Origin of the sequence: Synechococcus sp. H55.10 (assembly GCF_047502715.1) — a bacterium.
GTDB lineage: Bacteria > Cyanobacteriota > Cyanobacteriia > Thermostichales > Thermostichaceae > Thermostichus.
In genome coordinates this window covers 1-18,950 of sequence record NZ_JANSJJ010000018.1, presented here as the reverse complement: position 1 = coordinate 18,950, position 18,950 = coordinate 1, and the positions used below count along the sequence as shown (strand labels likewise).

16 protein-coding genes are annotated in these 18,950 nt (G+C 59.5%); 10 read left to right on the top strand and 6 right to left on the bottom strand.

What is annotated here, in order from left to right; all coding sequences use genetic code 11:
* Nucleotides 1-107: 107 nt before the first annotated feature.
* The 3 genes from NW858_RS01975 to NW858_RS01965 are packed head-to-tail and all read right to left on the bottom strand — an operon-like array spanning nucleotide 108 to nucleotide 4,346.
* The gene (locus NW858_RS01975) at nucleotides 108-2,663 is read right to left on the bottom strand and encodes a UPF0182 family protein (protein ID WP_414519548.1); all 2,556 of its coding nucleotides are present in this window, start codon (nucleotides 2,661-2,663) and stop codon (nucleotides 108-110) included.
* A gap of 4 nt (nucleotides 2,664-2,667) precedes the next feature.
* Nucleotides 2,668-4,038, bottom strand: coding sequence for a TIGR03279 family radical SAM protein (locus NW858_RS01970; RefSeq protein ID WP_414519546.1), 1,371 nt, complete (start codon nucleotides 4,036-4,038; stop codon nucleotides 2,668-2,670).
* Between the two features lie 20 nt (nucleotides 4,039-4,058).
* Complete coding sequence (locus NW858_RS01965) at nucleotides 4,059-4,346, bottom strand: DUF2103 domain-containing protein (RefSeq protein ID WP_414336024.1); 288 nt, start codon at nucleotides 4,344-4,346, stop codon at nucleotides 4,059-4,061.
* Between the two features lie 156 nt (nucleotides 4,347-4,502).
* On the opposite strand from NW858_RS01965, the gene NW858_RS01960 reads away from it, so the two are divergent.
* Nucleotides 4,503-5,750, top strand: a complete 1,248-nt coding sequence (locus NW858_RS01960; RefSeq protein WP_414334892.1) for a hypothetical protein — start codon at nucleotides 4,503-4,505, stop codon at nucleotides 5,748-5,750.
* Nucleotides 5,751-5,752: 2 nt separating this feature from the next.
* Here the strand turns inward: NW858_RS01960 and NW858_RS01955 are convergent, their stop codons facing one another.
* Entirely contained in the window at nucleotides 5,753-6,712 is a 960-nt protein-coding gene (locus NW858_RS01955; protein WP_414334891.1) for a J domain-containing protein, read from the bottom strand.
* 259 nt (nucleotides 6,713-6,971) lie between these two features.
* Between NW858_RS01955 and NW858_RS01950 the strand changes: the two genes are divergently transcribed.
* The 5 genes from NW858_RS01950 to NW858_RS01930 all read left to right on the top strand — a co-directional run bounded on the left by NW858_RS01950 (nucleotide 6,972) and on the right by NW858_RS01930 (nucleotide 11,564).
* Entirely contained in the window at nucleotides 6,972-9,101 is a 2,130-nt protein-coding gene (locus NW858_RS01950) for an NAD(P)/FAD-dependent oxidoreductase (protein WP_414519550.1), read from the top strand.
* 451 nt (nucleotides 9,102-9,552) lie between these two features.
* Entirely contained in the window at nucleotides 9,553-9,891 is a 339-nt protein-coding gene (locus NW858_RS01945; RefSeq protein WP_414334890.1) for a hypothetical protein, read from the top strand.
* A 47-nt stretch (nucleotides 9,892-9,938) separates the two neighbouring features.
* Nucleotides 9,939-10,280, top strand: a complete 342-nt coding sequence (locus tag NW858_RS01940) for a histidine triad nucleotide-binding protein (protein WP_414334889.1) — start codon at nucleotides 9,939-9,941, stop codon at nucleotides 10,278-10,280.
* Nucleotides 10,281-10,365: 85 nt separating this feature from the next.
* Nucleotides 10,366-11,016, top strand: coding sequence for a precorrin-8X methylmutase (locus NW858_RS01935; protein WP_414519544.1), 651 nt, complete (start codon nucleotides 10,366-10,368; stop codon nucleotides 11,014-11,016).
* Between the two features lie 173 nt (nucleotides 11,017-11,189).
* Nucleotides 11,190-11,564: a hypothetical protein gene (locus NW858_RS01930; protein WP_414519542.1), complete on the top strand. Its 375-nt coding sequence runs from the start codon at nucleotides 11,190-11,192 to the stop codon at nucleotides 11,562-11,564.
* A gap of 167 nt (nucleotides 11,565-11,731) precedes the next feature.
* Here NW858_RS01930 and NW858_RS01925 read toward each other — a convergent pair whose 3' ends face one another.
* Both NW858_RS01925 and hflX read right to left on the bottom strand, forming a co-directional pair.
* Nucleotides 11,732-13,480, bottom strand: coding sequence for a diflavin flavoprotein (locus tag NW858_RS01925; protein ID WP_414334886.1), 1,749 nt, complete (start codon nucleotides 13,478-13,480; stop codon nucleotides 11,732-11,734).
* A gap of 116 nt (nucleotides 13,481-13,596) precedes the next feature.
* Nucleotides 13,597-15,363 (bottom strand): GTPase HflX, encoded by a 1,767-nt coding sequence (gene hflX / locus NW858_RS01920; RefSeq protein WP_414519540.1) that lies wholly within the window; start codon nucleotides 15,361-15,363, stop codon nucleotides 13,597-13,599.
* Nucleotides 15,364-15,484: 121 nt separating this feature from the next.
* Here hflX and NW858_RS01915 point away from each other — a divergent pair, with 121 nt between their 5' ends.
* Genes NW858_RS01915 through NW858_RS01900 form a run of 4 tightly spaced genes read left to right on the top strand, consistent with a single transcriptional unit; the run spans nucleotide 15,485 to nucleotide 18,820 of the window.
* Nucleotides 15,485-16,075 (top strand): hypothetical protein, encoded by a 591-nt coding sequence (locus NW858_RS01915; RefSeq protein ID WP_414519538.1) that lies wholly within the window; start codon nucleotides 15,485-15,487, stop codon nucleotides 16,073-16,075.
* Between the two features lie 3 nt (nucleotides 16,076-16,078).
* Nucleotides 16,079-16,516, top strand: coding sequence for an SRPBCC family protein (locus NW858_RS01910; protein WP_414519537.1), 438 nt, complete (start codon nucleotides 16,079-16,081; stop codon nucleotides 16,514-16,516).
* Between the two features lie 31 nt (nucleotides 16,517-16,547).
* Complete coding sequence (locus NW858_RS01905) at nucleotides 16,548-17,135, top strand: peroxiredoxin family protein (RefSeq protein WP_414519535.1); 588 nt, start codon at nucleotides 16,548-16,550, stop codon at nucleotides 17,133-17,135.
* A gap of 26 nt (nucleotides 17,136-17,161) precedes the next feature.
* Nucleotides 17,162-18,820: an ABC1 kinase family protein gene (locus NW858_RS01900; protein WP_414519531.1), complete on the top strand. Its 1,659-nt coding sequence runs from the start codon at nucleotides 17,162-17,164 to the stop codon at nucleotides 18,818-18,820.
* Nucleotides 18,821-18,950 lie beyond the last annotated feature (130 nt).

Genomic DNA, 18,950 nt, shown 5'->3' with positions numbered 1-18,950 from the left:
GATGGCAAACTTCCCTGAGGAAGCGCGAAGATTGACAACACAACCTTAAAACATCCGTTAAGTTCTGTCAACTGGCTGTGGGAAATCTGAGAAGGGATCCCCCAGCCTCAGCGGTTGGAGCGGCGACTGCCGGTGGGGGAGAAGAGGGCTTCCAGGGCCTGGCTGAGGGTTGGCTCCATCACCACCCGGTCTTCGTAGGCGGCGATGACCCGGGTGAGCTGGGGCAGGCGGCCCTGTTCTGCCTCCAGGTAGAGGGGCTGGACGTAGAGAAGCGAGGTCTCAATGGGGATGACCAGCAGGGTGCCCAGGTTCACCCGCGACCCGTGTTCGTTCCAGAGGGCGATTTGCTCGGAAATGGCGGGATCCTGGTTGACCCGCGCCTCTACCTGTTCCGGCCCGTAGATAAGGCGCTGCTTGGAAAACTCATACACCAGCAGCTTGCCGTAGTTTTCCCCATCGCAGCGGGCGGCCATCCAAGCCACCATGTTCTGCTTGTTGAGGGGGGTGAAGGGGGAAAGCAAGACGAACTCGGGCCGGTTTGGGGATCCCTTTTGTGGCTCCTCCGGCAAGGTGAGGATGAGGTACTGGGGCTGCATGGGAAGGCGTCGCCGGTTGCGGAATTGGTTGGGGATCTGCCACTGGTCTTCCCGGTTGTAGAAGAGGCGGGGATCCGTCATGTGGTAGGCGGCAAATTGCTGCACCTGCAGGCGGAAGAGATCCTGGGGGTAGCGGATGTGCCGCCGCAGCGGCTCCGGCATGGCCTCTAGGGGCTGGAACAGGCTGGGGTAGATGCGGGCGTAGGCTTGGATGAGGGGATCCCGAGGGTCGGCGATGTACCAGTCGATGCTGCCGTTGTAGGCGTCCAGCACCGCCTTGACCGAGTTGCGGATGTAGTTGAAGGGGAAGCCGGGCAGATGCTCGGAGTAGGGGTAGCGGCTGCTGGTGGTGTAGGCATCGAAAAACCAGTAGAGTTTGCCACCTTGAATCACCAAGTAGGGATCCTGGTCGTAGAGCAAAAAGGGCATCACCTGGCGCACCCGTTCCCGGATCTGGCGGCGATAGAGAAAGCGGCTGCTGGGGGAAAGCTCGCGGCTGAGAAGGATGCGCAGATCCCGGAAGTGCCAGGCGTAGAGAAAGCGCTGCCAGAGGTGGGGGATGGGCACGCCGCCCGTGCCGCGGTAGCTGCTGTAGACATAGCGATCGGCAGCGGGATAGTCCAGCTCCCTTGCCTCGGCTCCCACAAACACGTCGGTAGTGGTCAGCTCGCCGTAGTAGAGAGCCGGCTGATCCACTTCCAGCACCTGCGCCACCTCCGGGTAGCGGGGAGAAACCCGCGGTGGGATATCCGATAGAAAAAAGTCCGGCAGTCCCTCTGGGGTAACCACGTTCACCGGGCTGAGGGTGAGGCCATAGCCGTGGGTGTAGAAAAACCGCTGGTTAACCCAAGTTTGGGCCGTAGGCGGCACCTGGGCAAAGTCCAATTCCCGCGCAGCGTGCATCACCTGGCGCAGTTCCCCGCCAATGCGGTAGCGATCTACATTCACATAGGGAAACTGGTAGTAGGGACGGATCTCCTGCAGTTGGCGATAGGTGGCCAAGAGGGGCTCCGTATCCCAAAGACGCACGTTGCGCAGGGTGGATTGATTTTGCTGCAGCGTTGCCAGCGTCAGGGATCCCTCTTCTGGAAAGGGCTTTACCTCCACCTCGGCCAGGCCAAAGCCGGCGCGGGTAAAGCGGATGTTGTGCTCAATGTAGGGGCGCTCCAGCTCTAGCTCGTTGGGCGTGACCAAAAGGGTTTTCACCAGTTGCGGGTAAAGCCGGGTGGTCAGCAGCCCAAACCCCAGGTAGGCTCCCCACAGCAGAGCCGGCGCCAGCAGGGAACTGGCCCAGGCAGGGCACCAGGATTTGAAAAAGGGAAGGCGGAGGCGGATCCCCTGGCGGGCCAAAACCCAAAAGCCAACCGCTGTCAGGAAAGCCACCCCGCTGATTAGAGTCGTGGCCGGTAGGGTGGCGTGGACATCGGTAAAACCGGCGCCAAAGACGACGCTGCGGGTGGAGTAGAGCAGCTCATAGCGCTCCAGCCAGTGGCCCCAGGCGCGAATTAAGAACAGGGATCCCGCCAGGATCAGCAAGTGCCGCTGGGCAAACAGGGAAAGGGCCAGCGTCAGCCGCTGCTCCGATAGCCCTAGCTCCACCAGGTAGATGAGCGCTGTCGTGATCAGAGTGAGCAGCACCAAGTTGAAGCACCAGTGCTGCAGCGTCTCCCAAAAGGGCAGGCCGAAAAGAAAAAAGCCCAGATCGCGCCTAAAAATCGGATCCGACTCCCCCACAGGCACTTGGTGCAGCCAGAGCAGCAGCGCGAACCAGTGCTGAGAAAGAGACCAGGCCAAGCAGCCGCTCAACCCCAGGGCAATGGCCCAGGCCCAGGCTGTGTTGGCGCCCCGCCAGCAGGCGCGGATGTTGGATCCCACCACCGCCAGGGCAAAGACAAAGGCGCCTAGGCCCAGCCCCCAGCGAGCCATCACCCGCGTCCACAGCACCGGTAGGGCGTTCAGCTCGGCAAACCAGGCCAGATCTACATAAAAGGCCGCCAAGCCGCTGATGGCCAGGATCCCTAGCCCCACCCAAAGTAACAGGAGCAACCCTCGCCGCAACCGCTCCATGGACTCAGGGCATCCCACTCAAACTCGCTCTTGATCCTAGCCCTTGCACCGCCTCCAGCAAGCCCGCCGGCCCGCCGTCCACCCGCACCACTGGGATCCCGACTTGGGCCTGCAACTCTTGCCAGCTCAGATCGTCTAGAAAGCGCTCCCCATCCTTAAGAGCAATCTGGGGCAAAAGTAGCCCATCGTAGCTTGCCAAGTTTTCAACGGATTTCAAAGCGCTGAGGATGTCCTGCCCTGTCAGCAGCCCGGTTACCGTCAGGGTCTGTCCCCAGAATTGGCTGGCAATGGGCAACAGATCCAACTGCAGCCCCCGAATGCTGTTCATCCGCTTGACCACGGGCTGGAAGGCCTGTTCCACGGCGTTGCCCACCACCCAGAGAACTTTGAGGGGAGCAGGGATCCCAGCCGGCAGCCGCACCTGCTCGAACTCGCTCAAGAACAAGCGCAGGGATCCCACTCCATTGCCCAGTTGGGGGTAATCTTCGTAGTGCTCTGCCGGCGGCAATTCCCGACCCGCCAGCAGATACCACTCATCAGCCAGCCAGGCAAAGGTGGATCCCAATTCTTGCCGAAACTGCGCCTGCAGCGCTTCCACCTGCGCAATCACCTCCGCCGCTTTGGCAGCATCTACCGGGATTAGCTCATCATTGGGGGGGCGAAAGCGGGTTAGCCCCACCGGCACCACCGCCGCCGAGAGGACGGTCGGGATCCCTTCGACGGGTTGGCCAAAAGCGGCCAAGTCCAGAAGGGTGCGAGTTAGCTGCTCCCCATCGTTCCAGCCTGGGCAGACCACCACCTGGGCATGCAGTTGCAGGCGGTGTTGGCGAAACCAGGCCAACTGCTCCAGGATCAAGCCGGCACGCGGGTTTTTGAGCAGGCGGCTGCGCAGCTCCGGGTCGGTGGCATGGACCGACACATAGAGAGGAGAAAGGCGCAGGCGGGCGATGCGCTCCCACTCGGCAGTGGTCAGGTTGGTAAGGGTGAGGTAGCTGCCGTAGAGAAAGCTGAGGCGGTAGTCGTCGTCTTTGAGGTGCAGCGTTGCCCGCATCTCAGGGGGCTGTTGGTCGATAAAGCAAAAGGGGCAGGCGTTGTTGCATTGGATGAGACCATCGAACAAAGCCGTCTCAAACTCCAGCCCCAGATCCTCGTCTATGTCTTTTTCCAGCTCAACCGTGCGCTGGATCCCTTGGTTGTCCAGGATCTCCAGGCAGAGATATTCATCAGCACACAAGAAGCGATAGTCAATGAGGTCGCGGGGCCGCTCGCCGTTGATGCTCACCAGGGCCTCCCCAGGCCGAATGCCCACCTTTGCCGCCAGGGATCCGGCCACCACAGCGCTGATGCGGGCGGGCTTGAGGCTAGCACGAGACATGGCGCGCCCAGAGCCTAAACCTACTCCAAACAGCGGCGAATTGCTGCTTCCAGCTCCGACTGGCTGAGCTCGGTAACCACAAACACCTCTTGCACGCTGCTGCCCTTGCGGGCAACCAACTTGTATCCCCCTCGAATGGGCACCGAAACCCGCAACTGCAACTGCGGGATCCGCCCCCGACTGCAAGATAAGGCACCGGGAGTCACGGTTTTGATGCCCGCTTGCCTGGCCAGGCGCTCCAGGACAGGGATCAGCCCAGAAATGTGAGTGGAGTGGTTCCAAACCAGACGGCCAGAAGGCTCAGACATAGCGGCAACGCAACAGTGAGGGGGGCTGGATCTCCATGCTAAGCTCTTGCCCTTGCAACTGAGAATAAGCCTTGGCGAACTCTCCAAGTACAGGCATTTTCAGAGGGTTTTCTCTGTGCTAGTTTAGCGGCAGCAAGCGCAAGGGTCTCCTGACTTATGGTTGCCGAGCAAGTCATCCTAGAGATTCCCGAAGCCATCCTGAAAGGCCTGCAGAATGGGACCTACGAGCGCGTAGGCGGCGTGGTGCGAGAAGTGGCTTCTAAGCAGGTGGTGGCCTGGCTGAGAGAAACAGGGGGCTTGACACTCCCAAATAGCATTGGCAACTGGATCCCGGGAGTGGATATCATCAACGGGATCCTTGCCAACATTCAGTTGAGACAGATCAACCTAAGACTCATTGACATTAGCAATAAACTAAACACTGTCTTAGGCTTAACCCAATTCAATACTGCTCTTGGTCTGGCTAACCTGGGTTTGTCTGCCATAGGCTTTGCGGTCGTTATCTCTAAGCTTGATCAAATTGACTCTCGAATTCAACATCTTCAACAATCCATCTCAGAGCTCAAGGATACAATAGATAGATCGCTCCTTGCTAAGGCCAAGTCTGCTATCAACGTTGCAGAAATAGCTTTGAAGATGTCTTCCCAGACCAACAGGAAGCGATTGGTAACCGAGGTCATTCAGCCTCTGCTTGAGGCCGAGCACTATTATCAAGCTGCGTGGGATTCCAATTGGAACGAGAACAACGGCATTTTGGCTCGCGAGTACATCTTAATCCTATCTTTAGTCTATGTTACAGAGATTAAATGTTACTTAGAGCTGGAGGAGCATGAGATGGCTCTGAAGCGCCTGGCAGAGGCAGAGGAAATTTTAAAACCTCGTATTAGAGATTACATCAAGCTTTTATTGACCAAAAATCCTTCAGGATATCTCCACAGGACTTGCCAAGGAGTCAGCCTATCGAGCGTTGTGGAGATTCTCAAGTATGCAACGGGTGAATCCGATACGAATAAGCTGTTTGACGAATATATACGACCGGCTATTTTCAGCGCACAAGACATTGAATCCTATCTTGATAGTATGCCGATAAGATCTAGGAATGCCATCCTTGCCCTCATTTCCCCATCTCTGGTTGGTTTAGATTGGACATTCTGGGATCGCCTACCCTGGAACACCGCTGCTCGGAGAGACGTCATTTTCAAGCTAATGTCTCGAGTAAATCAAGTTATAGCGACTGCCCAGTCCATGATCGAATTGGACAGGAGGCTAGAAGGCTACAGATACGAAGTCACTGAAATGACTCGGCTTGGCCTCAGCTACCAAGAGTGGCAAAGTCTGGTTTTGCCACCGAGGAGCTCGCCGGAGAATCCGGACTCCAAGGTTTTGCTTCTGCTGCCGGCCTAGGATCAATGGGGGTAGAATCCACCGCCCAAACCAAATAGAACTGCCAGTATGCCAATACCAACAGCGACTCCAGCCGCCAGCTTCAGATCCTCCTTTAGCTTCTCAGCGTCCGCTCTTTCCTTTATCGCCGTCAATAGAAAAAGCTGATCCTCTCCGCTAAGCCCGCTTATAAACTCAGGGGATAAAGACTCAAGGGAGAGACTCTTAAAGTAGTCGATCCTGCTCCTGTAGTAAAGCTGAAGTTGAGTGAGTTCCGCACTTTTTTCTTTCTCATGTAGGGCAATTTTTGACTTCGCCCTTTCTTGGAAACTTTTGGCTGTCTCCACTTGCGCTTTACTGTACCTGTCAGAAAATGCTGACCAAGCAAATGCAAAGGCAATGATTACAAGTATAGTACCAATCGCTCCCCAGCCTCCTAAGAAAGCCAAAAAGCCCAAAAACAAAGAGAAAAGGCAGTTCTGTATGTTTTCATCCTTAGTAAGGAAGGCATAATCAACTCTGGCATCCTCTTCCTTAATGCCGATTGAAATAAGGTTTCTCCTTAGCTCGGACTTCACTTGCTCTATCTTTTGATTGTAGTTAACTTCGATACTTTCCTTGCGACGCTCTATTTCCTTTGCAGCTTTCTGTATCTTGTCAGGGTCGAACGGCCAAGTGCTGCCGTCTTGGGTGCTATAGCTGGGTTTGGCTTTCAGGCCTGGGCTATACTCGCTCCCTTTGGTCTGCGGAGCCTGGGAAGCCCTTTGAGAGTCGTAGGCTTTTCGCTTGACAGGGTCACTTAGTATCGTGTAGGCCTCTTGGATCGACTTAAACTTTTCTTCAATGTATTGTCGAGCCTTGTCCGGTGTACCGGGAGGGAGACGATCCGGGTGATACTCTTTGGCAAGCCGCCTGTAGTTCTCTTTAATTTCTTCAAGGGTCGCGTCAGGCTTTATTTCCAGCTCGCGGTAGAAATCTTTCATGAAGGGATCCCGTCTTTGCTACCTTGCCAGGAGGATTCTACTGTTACCGCTGAAAGCCTGTAAAGTGCTGTTTGATACCAGTTTGTTGTGGGTTGGCTACAACAGCACTTGAGTTTTTAACCAACGGGAGCGGAAGAGTTGGGTGACCAAGGAGCCACAACCTCGCCCAAAATGCCTTGGAGATCCCCTACCTGCGGTTGCTGTCCTGATTTTGGCCGGGGGCAACAGCCGCCGCATGGGATCCGACAAGGCTTTGGGGATGGGATGCCTCGTGCCACAATGGGTGAAGATTTGCTCTGTTTTCTATCTCGGCGCCGTGCTCAAGCCCCTGTACTATCGCGAGATCCCTTGTCCAGACACTGCCCAGGTGCTGCGCTGGCTGCAGGAGTGTATCCCCTTGCCTCAGGGCAGCCAAAAACTGCCGACCGCCACCGGCCTGCGCCTGCAGGGATGTGGGGCCGAGCTGGCCGTTTTCCTCTGGTCGGGGCTGAACACCACCTATCTCAAGGTGTTCCAGTGGTCGGAGCGGCCTTTCCCCCGGCAGGGGCGCTGGCTGAGAGAGCTGGAAAAGGCTATCCAGAGCCAGTATCCCCACCGCTACCCGCAGTTGCCAGCTATCGATCTCAGCCAGGGATCCATCTTTGAGCAACTGGAGCCTTTTTACCCGCAGACGGTGAAGTATTTCCGCCGCATTCCCAACGGCGAGTTTGACCTGCAGCGGGTTTACTGGTGGGAGAAGCGCTGGCGGGAAGAAGTGCAATCCCCCCATCCTCAGCGGCAGCCGGTGCTGTTTCGCCAGCCGGCCCCTGAACCTGCCCCCTTGGAGTGGGACTTGGTGATCGTGGGCGGGGCGCTGGGGGCCATCTACGGTGCGGCCATGGCCCGCTTAGGTTACCGCGTGGCCCTGGTGGAACGGCTGCCCTTTGGCCGCATGAACCGGGAGTGGAACATCTCGCGGCGGGAGCTGCAGACGCTAGCGGAGTTCGGCCTCCTCAGCCCCGAGGAGATAGAGAGCCTCATCCTCAGGGAATACACCGATGGGTTCAACAAGTTTTTTGATGGCAACAGCCCTGTACGCGCCCCCGTCCTGCACACGCCGACGGTGTTGAACCTGGCCATCGATGCCGAAAAGCTCCTGCAGCTCTGCGGCCAGATCCTGAGATCCTGCGGCGGCACCATCTACGAGCGCACGGAGTTCCGGCGGGCCTACATCGAAGACCAGGGCGTCACGGTGGTGGTGAAAGATTTAATCGGCCAAGCTGAGTTTCGGCTGGGATCCCGCCTGTTGGTGGATGCCATGGGGACGGCCTCGCCCATTGCCCAGCAGCTCTACCGCCATCATGCTTTTGATAGCGTCTGCCCCACCGTCGGGGCCACCATTGCAGGAGGGTTTGAGCCGGGAGTATGGGATCCCCAATTTGGCGACATCCTGGCCAGCCACGGGGACATCAGCCGCGGTCGGCAGCTCATTTGGGAGCTCTTTCCCGGCCCCGGCGAGGATCTCACCTTCTACTTGTTCCACTACCACCAGGTACATCCGGAAAATCCGGGATCCCTGCTGGAATTGTACGAAGACTTTTTCACCATCCTGCCGGAGTACCGCCGCTGCAACCCAGAGCGCCTGCAGTGGAAAAAGGCCACCTTCGGCTACATTCCCGGACGGTTTAGCCCGCAGCGGACTCCAGAGGAGCCCTTCGACCGCGTCCTCTTGATTGGGGATGCGGCGGCCCTGCAATCCCCCCTGAGTTTTACCGGGTTTGGATCCCTGGTGCGCAACTGCCCCCGCCTCTGTGACCTGCTGAACACAGCCCTGCGCCACAACCTGCTCAAAGCCTCTGACCTGGCCCAGATCCGCGCCTACCAGGGCAACTCCGCCGTCACTTGGCTGTTCTCGCGGGGGATGATGGTGCCCACCGGCAAGGTATTGCCCCCCGAACGCATCAACGCCATCCTCAACAGCTTTTTCGGCATTCTCGCCACCGAGCCGCCAGAGGTGGTGGATGATTTCATCAAAGACCGGGCCGGCTGGCTGGCCTTTAACCGCATGGCCATCAAAGCGGCTTGGCAAAACCCGCGGCTGCTGCTGTGGATCTGGGAGGCCGTAGGGGCCAAGGGCTTTGCCCAGTGGCTACCTACCTACTTCGGCTATAGCGGGCTGGCCTTGACTTCAGCTTTGCTGAGGGGCTGGCTCCCAAGGCTAGTGCGGCGCCTGCAGCCCTGGTTGGAAGTCCATTATCCCCGCCTGTGGCTGCGCTGTCTGCACTGGAGCTACACCCTCACCTATGGAGTGGGGCAGCCGCGCATCGAGTTTCATCTCCCCGCCCCCAGCTCTCCTGTCCCGGAAAATATCCAGAACCCAGTACCCACTTGGATAGAAGAAAGGGCCTAGGCTGGAGACTTTCGCCACGCCAGTTGTTTCTGGGCTTTCGCTCTTTTGGAAGCACCATCTCTCTGACGCCCCCAGGAAAGGTGGGCGTCAACTGCTTTGTCAGCAGAGTCAACCAGCAAAAAATCTCGATGAGTGCTGGCAGTCCTTACTTGGGTTTGCTAGCAGTTATCTGCGCAGGATTGTTCGCTGGAGCGCTCATCAGGCAAAGCTCACCTCTTTGGTGTTGAAGCATCCTATCTCCAGGTAGTGACCAGTGGCAAAAGAGTCGTGTCCGCCTGTTCTTTAGTCTTGGCAATTGGCCTAAGTTGAGTATATAGTCAGTGCCTAACATCCAGGTTCAGATCGACGACGGATGGGAAAAGATCCCAGTTTCAATTCTGTCGAGAGATTGCTGAACTCCTCTTTTGCAAAACCTCTGTTTTCGCAAGGAAACCCTCTAGGACTGAGCCCAATGGTTTACACTTTTGAGATCATCGGCATTGCCCCTGCCCTCGAGTTCTTCTGTCAGCAGCAGGAGCTGGCAAAGCGGCCCTGTGGGGTGGAATACTTAGGCACCAGCCCTTGCACCTTGGATGCGCTGCTGGGATCCCTGGAGGAGGTGCCGGCCCGGCGGGGTTGGGATTGGGATCAGTTGGTGGAAACCGTCATCTGCTTTTGGTGTAGCAACCCCGATTTGGTGAGTTTGTGGCAGTCTCGCTTTCGGGATGCTGGGCAAGATGCCCTGTTGGTCTCGCGGGTGGGGCACATTCGCTCGCTGCAACAGGAGTTTGAGTGGCTGCTCAACCAATGAGGGCCATCAGCGGCTAGGCTAAGGTCAGAACTGGCTTGTAACCACCCATGAGCGACACGGTTTTCGGCAAGATCATCCGCAGGGAGATCCCGGCCCAGATTGTCTACGAAGATGAGCGGGCCATCGCCTTCAAAGATATCGCCCCTCAAGCCCCTGTCCACATCTTGGTGGTGCCCAAGGAGCCTATCCCCGGCATTGCCCAGGCCAAGCCCGACCAGGAAGCGTTGCTGGGGCATCTGCTATTGACGGCTCAGCGGGTGGCCGCCGAGGCAGGTTTAAACAAAGGTTATCGACTGGTGATCAACGAAGGGGAGGACGGCGGGCAGACCGTCTTTCACCTACACATCCACATTCTCGGCGGTCGAGCGATGGGTTGGCCGCCGGGTTAGGCGATGGCTTTTCCCACCAATCGGAGCCTCTGCAGGTACAATCCTGTCATTACCGAGAACAAACGGCGGGCGGGGTCTGGAACCGATGGAGTGGCATGTCACCGATGCAGAGAGCCTGATGATCATCGACCAGGAGGTGGGCAAGCACGAGCTTTCTCCTGCCGAGTATGAAGTGGTTCGCCGTGTTATTTATGCTACTGCCGACTTTGAGTACTTGAACCTTATCCGTTTTGGCAACGAAGCCTTGCAAGCTGGAGCGGCGGCTCTGGCAGCGCGTACCACCATTGTGGTAGATGAGCCGATGGTACAGGTAGGCATTGCCTGGGCCGTCCAGAACACCTTTTCTAACCCCATCTACTGCGGCAGCGAAGCGATTACTCGCCCCCAAAAAGATAAGACCCGCTCTGCTTGGGGATTGGAAACCCTGGCCCAACGCTATCCTGAAGCAATCTTTATCATTGGCCAATCCCAAACGGCTCTTTCCACGTTGGTTCGGTTGATTACAGAAAAGGAGGTGGCTCCTGCTCTGGTCATCGCCACGCCGGCTGGGTTTGTGAACGTGGTGAAAGCCAAGCAGGAGCTGGCCGATTCCATGGTGCCTCATATCCGCACCGAGGGACGCAAGGGGGGCCCTGCAGTGGCTGCGGCGGTGTTGGATGGCCTGCTGGACTTGGCTTGGCACGCCTATGTACGGGCCAGCAGTGCAGACCATTCCGGCAAATCTGCTAGCGGGTAGATGGGCATTGACAAGGGATCCCTATTGATTTGATGGAGTGGGTCTGGATTGAGCTGATCCAGATCACAGGCTTGGCGGGATCTCCGTCATGCCTCCCTCAGTCCGACCTTGAGAAGATGGGAGCCATCTTCTCAGTGCTGGACAGTAGAGAGCCTAAAGCGAAGGATCCGGTCATGCGGCAGTTCATCTGGGTTTGGGGAAGCGGCTGGCTTTTGGCTTTGGCCTTGGCCCCGGCAGGGTGGGCCCAAGCGGAGGTGGCGGCTCTTTTGCCCGCTGGACAGCCGGCTATAGCGCCCTCTCTCCCTGCGCCGCCGGACATCGACCGGAGGGAAGCTCGGCTCAGCCCCTACCAGCGCTGGCAACAGCAGCATGCTGCTGCGGAGATTCCCTCTTCTGGATGCGGGGAGGTTTTCTACCGCCTCTCTCAGGAAGCGGAACAGAGCCCAGAAGGGCTGCCTTTTCCACTGCAGCCAGACGGGATCCCTTTGGGAGAAGACAGCCCTTTTTTCCTGCATCCCAACGGGCTGCGCTACCGACAGTCTTATTGAAGTTTGGAGGGAAGTTTTTGCATCGGCAGAGCGGCTGTTTCCGAACCTGGCGAATCTCCCCTCTCCCCTAGGGAGAGAGGCTGGGGGCGAGCTGCGAGTACTGGCCTTGCCCCAGGCCAACCCTAAATCTCCCCTCTCCCCTAGGGAGAGGGGCTGGGGGTGAGGGATCAGTAATGATTCCCCACTTTGCGGTGGTGGATGGCAGTGAGGCCCTCCAGGTTGGAGACCCGCCCGGCTTCCACCGTGCTGTACACCACCCAGTGGTCGCTGGTTTCCAGACGGCTGACCACACGGCATTCCAGGTAGGCCAGGGCATCGGCCAGGATGGGGGATCCGTTGGCGGCGGGGTAAGTTTTGATGCCGGCAAAGCGGTCGGCCCCTGGTGGGAAGCGCTTCAGGAAGTGGCGCATCAAGGGCTGGTAGTGGCCCTCCGGTAAGGCGTTGAGGACGAAGGTATCCCCCACCTGCAGGAAGGACTCGATGGCCCGGTCTTTGGCCACGGCAACGCTGATCCCCGGCGGATCGCTGCTGGCCTGGGCCACCCAGGAGGCGAGCATGGCGCTGGTGGCCTGCCCTTTGCGAGCGGTGAGGATGTAGAGGCCGTTGCTGATGCGGCCCAGGGCGCGATCCAGGTCGGCATCGAGGGCTTTCATCTGCTGAATGCTGCGATCCCGGGTCAGCCATTGCCCCAAGTCGGTACCCGCTTCTTCAGCCACTTGCAGCAGAGCTTCGCTGGCAGGCTGCTTGAGCAAAATCGGGGCAAACACCTCTTTGGCACCGATCTCCTGCAGCGTGTTGCGGCAGAGGTAGACCGACTCATCATCTTCGCCGCCCGACTCGAAGAGGCCAAAGCCCTGCTTGCTGTGGGCAGAGGCCAAGAGGGTTTTCAGCAGCACCTGGGTGGTGGCCGCATCTGGCCCCGATTGGGGCGGCATGCCTATCACCACACCGGCGGCCAAGCTCATCAGCTCGCGCACCTCGTGGGCATCCACCAGCCGCAGATCCACCAGCTCCACCTGGGTGCCGGTTTTTTGGATCCCGTGGGCGATGGCTTGAGCCAGCACTTCCGCCTGGCCATATCCCGACAGGTAGAACACCGCCACCATCCGTTCGGCTTTGGCCTGCTCCAGGCTCCAGGTGCGGTATTGCTCTACCCAGTCGGACAGGTGATGGCGCAGCAGGGGGCCGTGGCCGGTGGCAATGGCGGCGATAGGGGGCAAGGCTTCCATGCGCTTCAGAGCCGAGAGCACCGAGCGGGCGTTGGGCCCCATAAGGCAGTCGTAGTAGAGCTTAAAGTCCGCCTGCAGCAGGTGGGGATGCTCATCCCAGGCGAAGTCGTCGCAGTAGTGCATCCCAAACACATCGCAGGTGTAGAGGATCTGGGTGCCGTGGTCGTAGGTAAGGATGGTGTCGGGCCAGTGCAAGTTGGGGGCGGAGATAAACTCTAGGACATGGCCCTTGCCCAGATCCAGGCGATCCCCCTGCTTCACCACCAGCCGCCGGAAGGGCCGATGCACCAGGTCTTCCAGAAATTGCATGGCCACTTTGGAGGCCACCACCGTCGCCTGGGGCGCCAGCTCCAGCAGATCCCCCACCAAGCCGCTGTGATCCGGCTCGGTGTGGCTGACGACCAGGTAGTCGATCTGGGCAGGATTAAGGAGCCCCTGCAGGAGATCCAGGTACAACTGGCGAAATTTCTCGTGGGAGGTGTCGATGAGGGCCACCTTCTCGCCGCGAATCAAAAAGGAGTTGTAGGTGGTGCCGTTTTCCAGGGCGAATTCAATGTCAAACCGATCTCGATCCCAATCTTGAGAGCGAATGGCGAGGGTATCGGCGCCAATGGGCAAAGTTTGCAGCGTCAGATGCGACTGGGCCAGGTGAGGTGCGACTTGAGGTGCAACCGCAGTAGTGACCATGTTCTCTCCCTAACCTGAAGTCGGTTAACAATTCTGATCTCAATGTAACTGAATGTTTATGCCGAGGCAGGATAAATAATGAAAGGCCCAGGTTTCGAAATCCTTATGGAATGCTTCTAGGGATCCCTGGGTTCCTGCCAATCGAGGGAGTTGAGATTCAAGGCTGCCGCAAACTGGGCCAAGGTGCGGCGCAACTGGTTCAGATTTTGGCCGGTAGCAGCAGAGACAAAGAGAGCTTTGGGGTAGAGCAGGCGCACATCTTCTACCCATTCGGGATCGAGGCGGTCAATTTTGTTAAACACCAATTGTCGCGGCCCGGTGGCCAAGGGCATGCCATCCAGCAATTTTTCCACCGCCTCGATCTGCCCTTCCCAGTTGGGGTGAGAGAGATCCACCACGTGCAGCAGGGCGTCAGCCTCTGTCACTTCCTCCAAAGTGGCCTGGAAGGCGTCCACCAGTTGCTCCGGCAGTTCCGTTAGAAATCCTACCGTGTCGGTGAGCAGCACCGCCTGGTGGTCGGGCAGCTCCAGCCGCCGGGTAGTGGGATCCAAGGTGGCAAAGAGCTGATCGGCAACATAGACCTGGGCGTGGGTGAGGGCATTCAGGAGGGTGGATTTGCCGGCATTGGTGTAGCCCACCAGCGCCACCACGGGAATCTGGGATCCCTCGCGGCGTTGGCGCAGCCGTTGCCGGTGGCGGCGCAGCTCTTCTACTTCTTGCCGCAGCTTGCCGATGCGCCGCTGAATGGCCCGTCGCTCCATTTCCAGTTGGGTTTCCCCAGGGCCGCGGGTGCCGATCCCACCCCCCAGTCGCGACATGGTGCGCCCTCGACCGGCCAGGCGCGGCAGCAGATATTGCAGTTGCGCCAGCTCCACCTGTAACTTCCCGGCCCGTGTTCTGGCCCGCTGGGCAAAGATATCCAGGATCACCTCGCTGCGATCCACCACCCGCACCCCCACCGCCTCTTCCAGGGTGCGCACCTGGCTGGGGGTGAGCTCGCGGTCGAACACCACCAGGTTAGCCCCCAGATCCTGTACCAGCAGCGCCAACTCCTGCACCTTACCAGAGCCAATGACTGTGGCGGAATTGGGGCCTTCCCGCCGTTGCCAGAGGGTTTGCAGCACCTGTCCGCCGGCACTTTCCACCAGGCGGCCCAGCTCTGTCAGCCTGTCCACCAGGTCTTCGCGGCTCTGCCCCAGCTCCTGCAGCCCCACCAGGATCGCTCGCTCCTGCTTGGGATCCACCTGGCGGGCGGTCAATTGGCGCCGAAAGCCATCCTCCAGCTCCGTCACCAGCTCCTGCAGATCCTGTTCTGCCAGGATCCCCAGGGGCAAAGGCTCCGAGACCTGCCAGCGGTGCCCCTCCTGCGGCACCAGGTGGGCCAGATAGGCGCAGTTGACAAAGCCCGTGGCCGCTCCACCTCGCCGCCGCTGCCCTCCTGCCTTGGCCACGGAAAGGGTGATAAGGGCATCCAAACGCTGCAAAGCCATGGCCGTCAGCGCTTTCTGGCCGGGGCCTCCTGCCCCAGTTTGGGTGGTGATGCAGCGGATCCCGGAGAGGCGCTCGGCTCCCTGGCGAGGCAATTCCCAGGCCGGGATCTGGGTCTCAAAAGGGGATCCCAGCCCCACGCGGATCACTTGGCCGCGCCGGTTCAGGTAAACACTGATGGGCTGGCCTTCTAGATCTTGAGTCAGGGATCCCAGCCGTTGGGCAAACTCCACCGTCACCAAGCGGTTGGGGGGTAGGCGCAGTTGGTAAAGCCGTTGCAGTTGTTTTTGCTGGTAGGGCTTTAACCCTTTGACCTGTTCGCGAAAAGGGCGCGCGGCAATGGCAGAACTAAAGCGTGAGTCGGCTGGATGGCGAGAGGTGCTAACCTTGGGCATAGGAATGGGCAGAAACCCAAGAACGAGCTTTTATCTACCATACACGCCGGCTGCCAAGCCCGTGAGTGGCTCAGATCCTTGCCCCATAGATAGAACCCACCTCAGGGACGCGGCCCAACAAATGAGAAAAAGGTGCTGTCTTGAGCAAATCGCGCCGGCGGGACGGAGTCCTCTGCCGGTTCTTGCTTGGCTAACCGTTGGGCTGCTGGCGGGATCCCTCATGGCCTGCCGCCAGAGGGCTGCTCCGGTTTCCCCAGAGCTGGATCCTGTGCGGCGTCACATCGGCAAAGATGGCACGCACTTTGAGGCTTCTTTGGGGGATACCCGCGCCCTTCCCCCTCACTTTCCCCCTCATTTGCAGTTGCCCAACGCTGCCGTTGTCTCTTCCGGGCAGATTTGGGATCGAGGGGGGGGCCTTGCTTCCTTGATTTTGCAGACCTCTCAGCCTCTGGAGGAGATTGCCGTCTACTATCGTCGCACCCTGTGGGGCCGGGGCTGGGATCTCCTCTCGGATCTGGAACAGGCCAACGGCATCCGCACCTTGGTGTTCGAGTCTCCCCCCCACCCTGAACAGTCCCTGTACCAGGCAGTCATTCAGGTGGGATCCCCCCGCCGCGGGCCGGATCAGGTGGAGTACCGGGATATCTTGATTTTGCTGAGTACCGTTGCCCCTGTCGGCAAAGCGCAGCCTGCTGCTGTAGCCTTTCCTTGAAGCATGCCTGTCTATACCCAAGCGATGGAGATTGCCGCTGACGTGGCGCGGGTGGAGCGCTGTCTCATTGACCCGGAGCTGATGCGGCGCTGGCTTAACCCGCTTTTGGGCTGCGAAGCGCTGGGATCCCCTACGGGACAACTGGGCAGCCGCTACCGCTTTTTCCTGCGCCTGCCTCTCATTTCCCCCAGCCTGGACTGCGTGATCGCCGAGCGGGCCGAGGGCCTGGTGCAGTGGCAGTTTGAGGGGTTTTTTCAGGGCACTGACCGCTGGGAGTGCCGCCCCCAAGCGTCGGGAACGCTGTTGGTGAACCGCTTTGAGTTTTCCATCCCCAACCCCTGGGTGGCGGCAGGGTTCTATCTGGTGGCGGCAGAGCTGACCCGGCGGGACATGCGGGCACAACTGCGGCGGCTAAAGGCAGTGGCCGAGGCTTTGGGTTAGGCTGGTGGCAGGTAGTAAAGAAACGTAAAAAATGGCAATGACCAGCAACAGCGGCCTGTTCAACCGTCGCTTTTTCGACAACTTCATCCCCCAGCCGGCCAACAGCCCTCTGCAGATTGGCGAGCTGGCCCCCGACTTTGAGCTGCCCAATGTACACGGGGATCCCGTGCGCCTGTCGGACTACCGCGGCCACCAGCCGGTGGTTCTGGCTTTTACCCGTATTTTCACAGAAAAGCTCTTCTGCCCCTTCTGCTACCCCCACATCCAGGATCTGAAGGCCCGCTACGAGGAGATCCGGTCTTTGGGAGCGGAGCTGCTGATGATTACCAGCACCGACCCGGTGCAAAGCCAACAGATCCAAGCCGACCTGCAACTGCCCTACCCGCTGTTGGTGGATCCGGAGTGCAAGACCTTTCGGCTCTACGGTGTCGGCCAAGCGCTGGGGGCGCCCCTGCCGGGCCAGTTCATCGTCGATCGCGAGGGGAGACTGCGCTTTAAGCACCTCTTCTCCTTTGCCGAGCCCAACGCCGAGACCGACGAGGTGCTGCGGGCCCTGCGAGAAGGGCTAGCCAGCGGCTGGGACGGGACCCGCCGGGTGGCTCCCGTGCCTTTCCTTTGATATCTGCTGTGCGGGAGGGAAAAGGAGTGGTCTTTGCGCGGCTGGCCCAGAGCGGCGCCCGGCAGGCGGAGATCCTGGAAGTAGTCCTGCGCCACGGCTGGGACTACATGCGGCGCTTGCTCTCCTTGGGCAAGGCGGAAGAGCCGCAACTGCCGCCGCCGATGGTGCTGCGCAACATCCTGGTGGATCTGGGGCCGGTTTATGTGAAGCTGGGCCAGTTGCTGAGCACCCGCCCCGATCTGTTGCCGCGGGAGTACATCGAGGCCCTCAGCACGCTGCAGAGCAATGTGCCCCCCGTGCCCTGGAAGGCGGTGGAGATCCTGCTGCGCCAGCAGTTGCAAAAGCCGCTGGAGCAGATATTCAGCAGCCTGGACACGGAAGCGGTGGCAGCGGGATCCATCGCCCAAGTCCATCGCGCCCGCCTGCTCAGCGGCGAACTGGTGGCCCTCAAGATCCAACGGCCGGGGCTGGAAGCAGTGGTGGAACAGGATACGCGGCTTATCCGTGGCATTGCTGAGCTGGTGGCGCAAACGGAGCTGGGCCGGCTGACGGACGTGGTGGCCTTGGCGGATGAGTTTTGCCGGGCCATTCAGGCGGAGCTGGACTTTACCCGGGAAGCCCGCCACACCGAGCAGCTCCGCCAACAGTTGCAAAAGGGACGTTGGTTTGACCCCAATCAACTGGTGGTGCCGCGCGTCTACTGGTCGCTCACCACGCCCAAGGTGCTGACGCTGGAGTGGATCGAGGGAAAGCCCCTGCTGGAGGCGGATCGCAGTGACGCCGACCCGCAGCAGATTGCCCGCCTGCTCACCCGCGCCTTTTTCCAGCAGATCTGCCTTGACGGCTACTTTCACGCCGATCCCCACCCCGGCAACCTCTTCTACCTGGGATCCGGTCGCGTGGCCCTCTTGGACTGCGGCATGATTGGGCGGCTGGATCCCCGCACGCAGCAGATTGTGCTGGAGCTGATTTTGGCCATCGTCAGCCTGGATGCCCAGCGCTGTGCTGAGCTCACGCTGGAACTGGCTCTGCCGGAAAGTCCTAGGGGCAGCCCGCGGGATCCCGCCGTCAGCCTGGCCCAACTGCAGAGGGAATACGAGCGCCTCTTGCGCCAGTACTACACCCTGAGCGTTGCCGAGCTGGATTTTAGCGAGCTCTTTTCCGAGATCCTACAGGCGGCACGGCGCAACCAGATCCGCATCCCCGGCAACCTGGGGCTGTGCGCCAAGGCCCTGGCCAACCTGGAAGGGATCGCCCGCCAGCTCACCCCAGACTACAATCTGCCGGAGCAAATTCGCCCCCTGATGGCCGATGTGTTTCGGCAGCAGTTGCTGGGGGATGCCCCCCTGCCCTCGCTGCTGCGCACAGCCCTGGATCTCAAAAACCTCTCGCTGCAGTCGCCGCGGCAACTGGAAGTGCTGCTTAGCCGCATCACCTCCGAGACCCAGCGCTGGAACCTGACGGTGCAGGAGCTGGAAGGCCTCCGCACCAGCCTGGACCAGTCGGCCAACCGCCTCTCCTACAGCATCCTGGTTGGATCCCTGATTATTGGCGCTGCCATCATCTCGGCGCAAACCCAGCGCTTCCAGGTCTTTTGGCTAAGCGAGCTGCTCTTTGGCGCCGCCAGCCTGCTGGGGCTGTGGCTCATCCTCAGCATCCTGCGCTCCGGTCGCCTGCGGGGCTAATCCCCTACGCATCTCGTGTTGGCAAAGCAACACAAAAACGGTAGCAGCGGCTTTGCGAGCGCCTCGCCAAATCCCGCAAAGGCCGATTCTTTCGTTGACCCGCTCGATGCCTTGCCCCACAAGGCTTTCA

Bases quoted from the DNA above. Each gene is read 5' to 3' on its own strand.
- NW858_RS01910 (WP_414519537.1), top strand. From the start codon at position 16,079: ATGCCTGTCTATACCCAAGCGATGGAGATTGCCGCTGACGTGGCGCGG.
- NW858_RS01955 (WP_414334891.1), bottom strand. From the start codon at position 6,712: ATGAAAGATTTCTACCGCGAGCTGGAAATAAAGCCTGACGCGACCCTT.
- NW858_RS01970 (WP_414519546.1), bottom strand. From the start codon at position 4,038: ATGTCTCGTGCTAGCCTCAAGCCCGCCCGCATCAGCGCTGTGGTGGCC.
- hflX (WP_414519540.1), bottom strand. From the start codon at position 15,363: ATGCCCAAGGTTAGCACCTCTCGCCATCCAGCCGACTCACGCTTTAGT.
- NW858_RS01950 (WP_414519550.1), top strand. From the start codon at position 6,972: ATGGGATGCCTCGTGCCACAATGGGTGAAGATTTGCTCTGTTTTCTAT.
- NW858_RS01960 (WP_414334892.1), top strand. From the start codon at position 4,503: ATGGTTGCCGAGCAAGTCATCCTAGAGATTCCCGAAGCCATCCTGAAA.
- NW858_RS01905 (WP_414519535.1), top strand. From the start codon at position 16,548: ATGGCAATGACCAGCAACAGCGGCCTGTTCAACCGTCGCTTTTTCGAC.
- NW858_RS01930 (WP_414519542.1), top strand. From the start codon at position 11,190: ATGCGGCAGTTCATCTGGGTTTGGGGAAGCGGCTGGCTTTTGGCTTTG.
- NW858_RS01945 (WP_414334890.1), top strand. From the start codon at position 9,553: ATGGTTTACACTTTTGAGATCATCGGCATTGCCCCTGCCCTCGAGTTC.
- NW858_RS01915 (WP_414519538.1), top strand. From the start codon at position 15,485: ATGAGAAAAAGGTGCTGTCTTGAGCAAATCGCGCCGGCGGGACGGAGT.
- NW858_RS01965 (WP_414336024.1), bottom strand. From the start codon at position 4,346: ATGTCTGAGCCTTCTGGCCGTCTGGTTTGGAACCACTCCACTCACATT.
- NW858_RS01935 (WP_414519544.1), top strand. From the start codon at position 10,366: ATGGAGTGGCATGTCACCGATGCAGAGAGCCTGATGATCATCGACCAG.
- NW858_RS01975 (WP_414519548.1), bottom strand. From the start codon at position 2,663: ATGGAGCGGTTGCGGCGAGGGTTGCTCCTGTTACTTTGGGTGGGGCTA.
- NW858_RS01925 (WP_414334886.1), bottom strand. From the start codon at position 13,480: ATGGTCACTACTGCGGTTGCACCTCAAGTCGCACCTCACCTGGCCCAG.
- NW858_RS01940 (WP_414334889.1), top strand. From the start codon at position 9,939: ATGAGCGACACGGTTTTCGGCAAGATCATCCGCAGGGAGATCCCGGCC.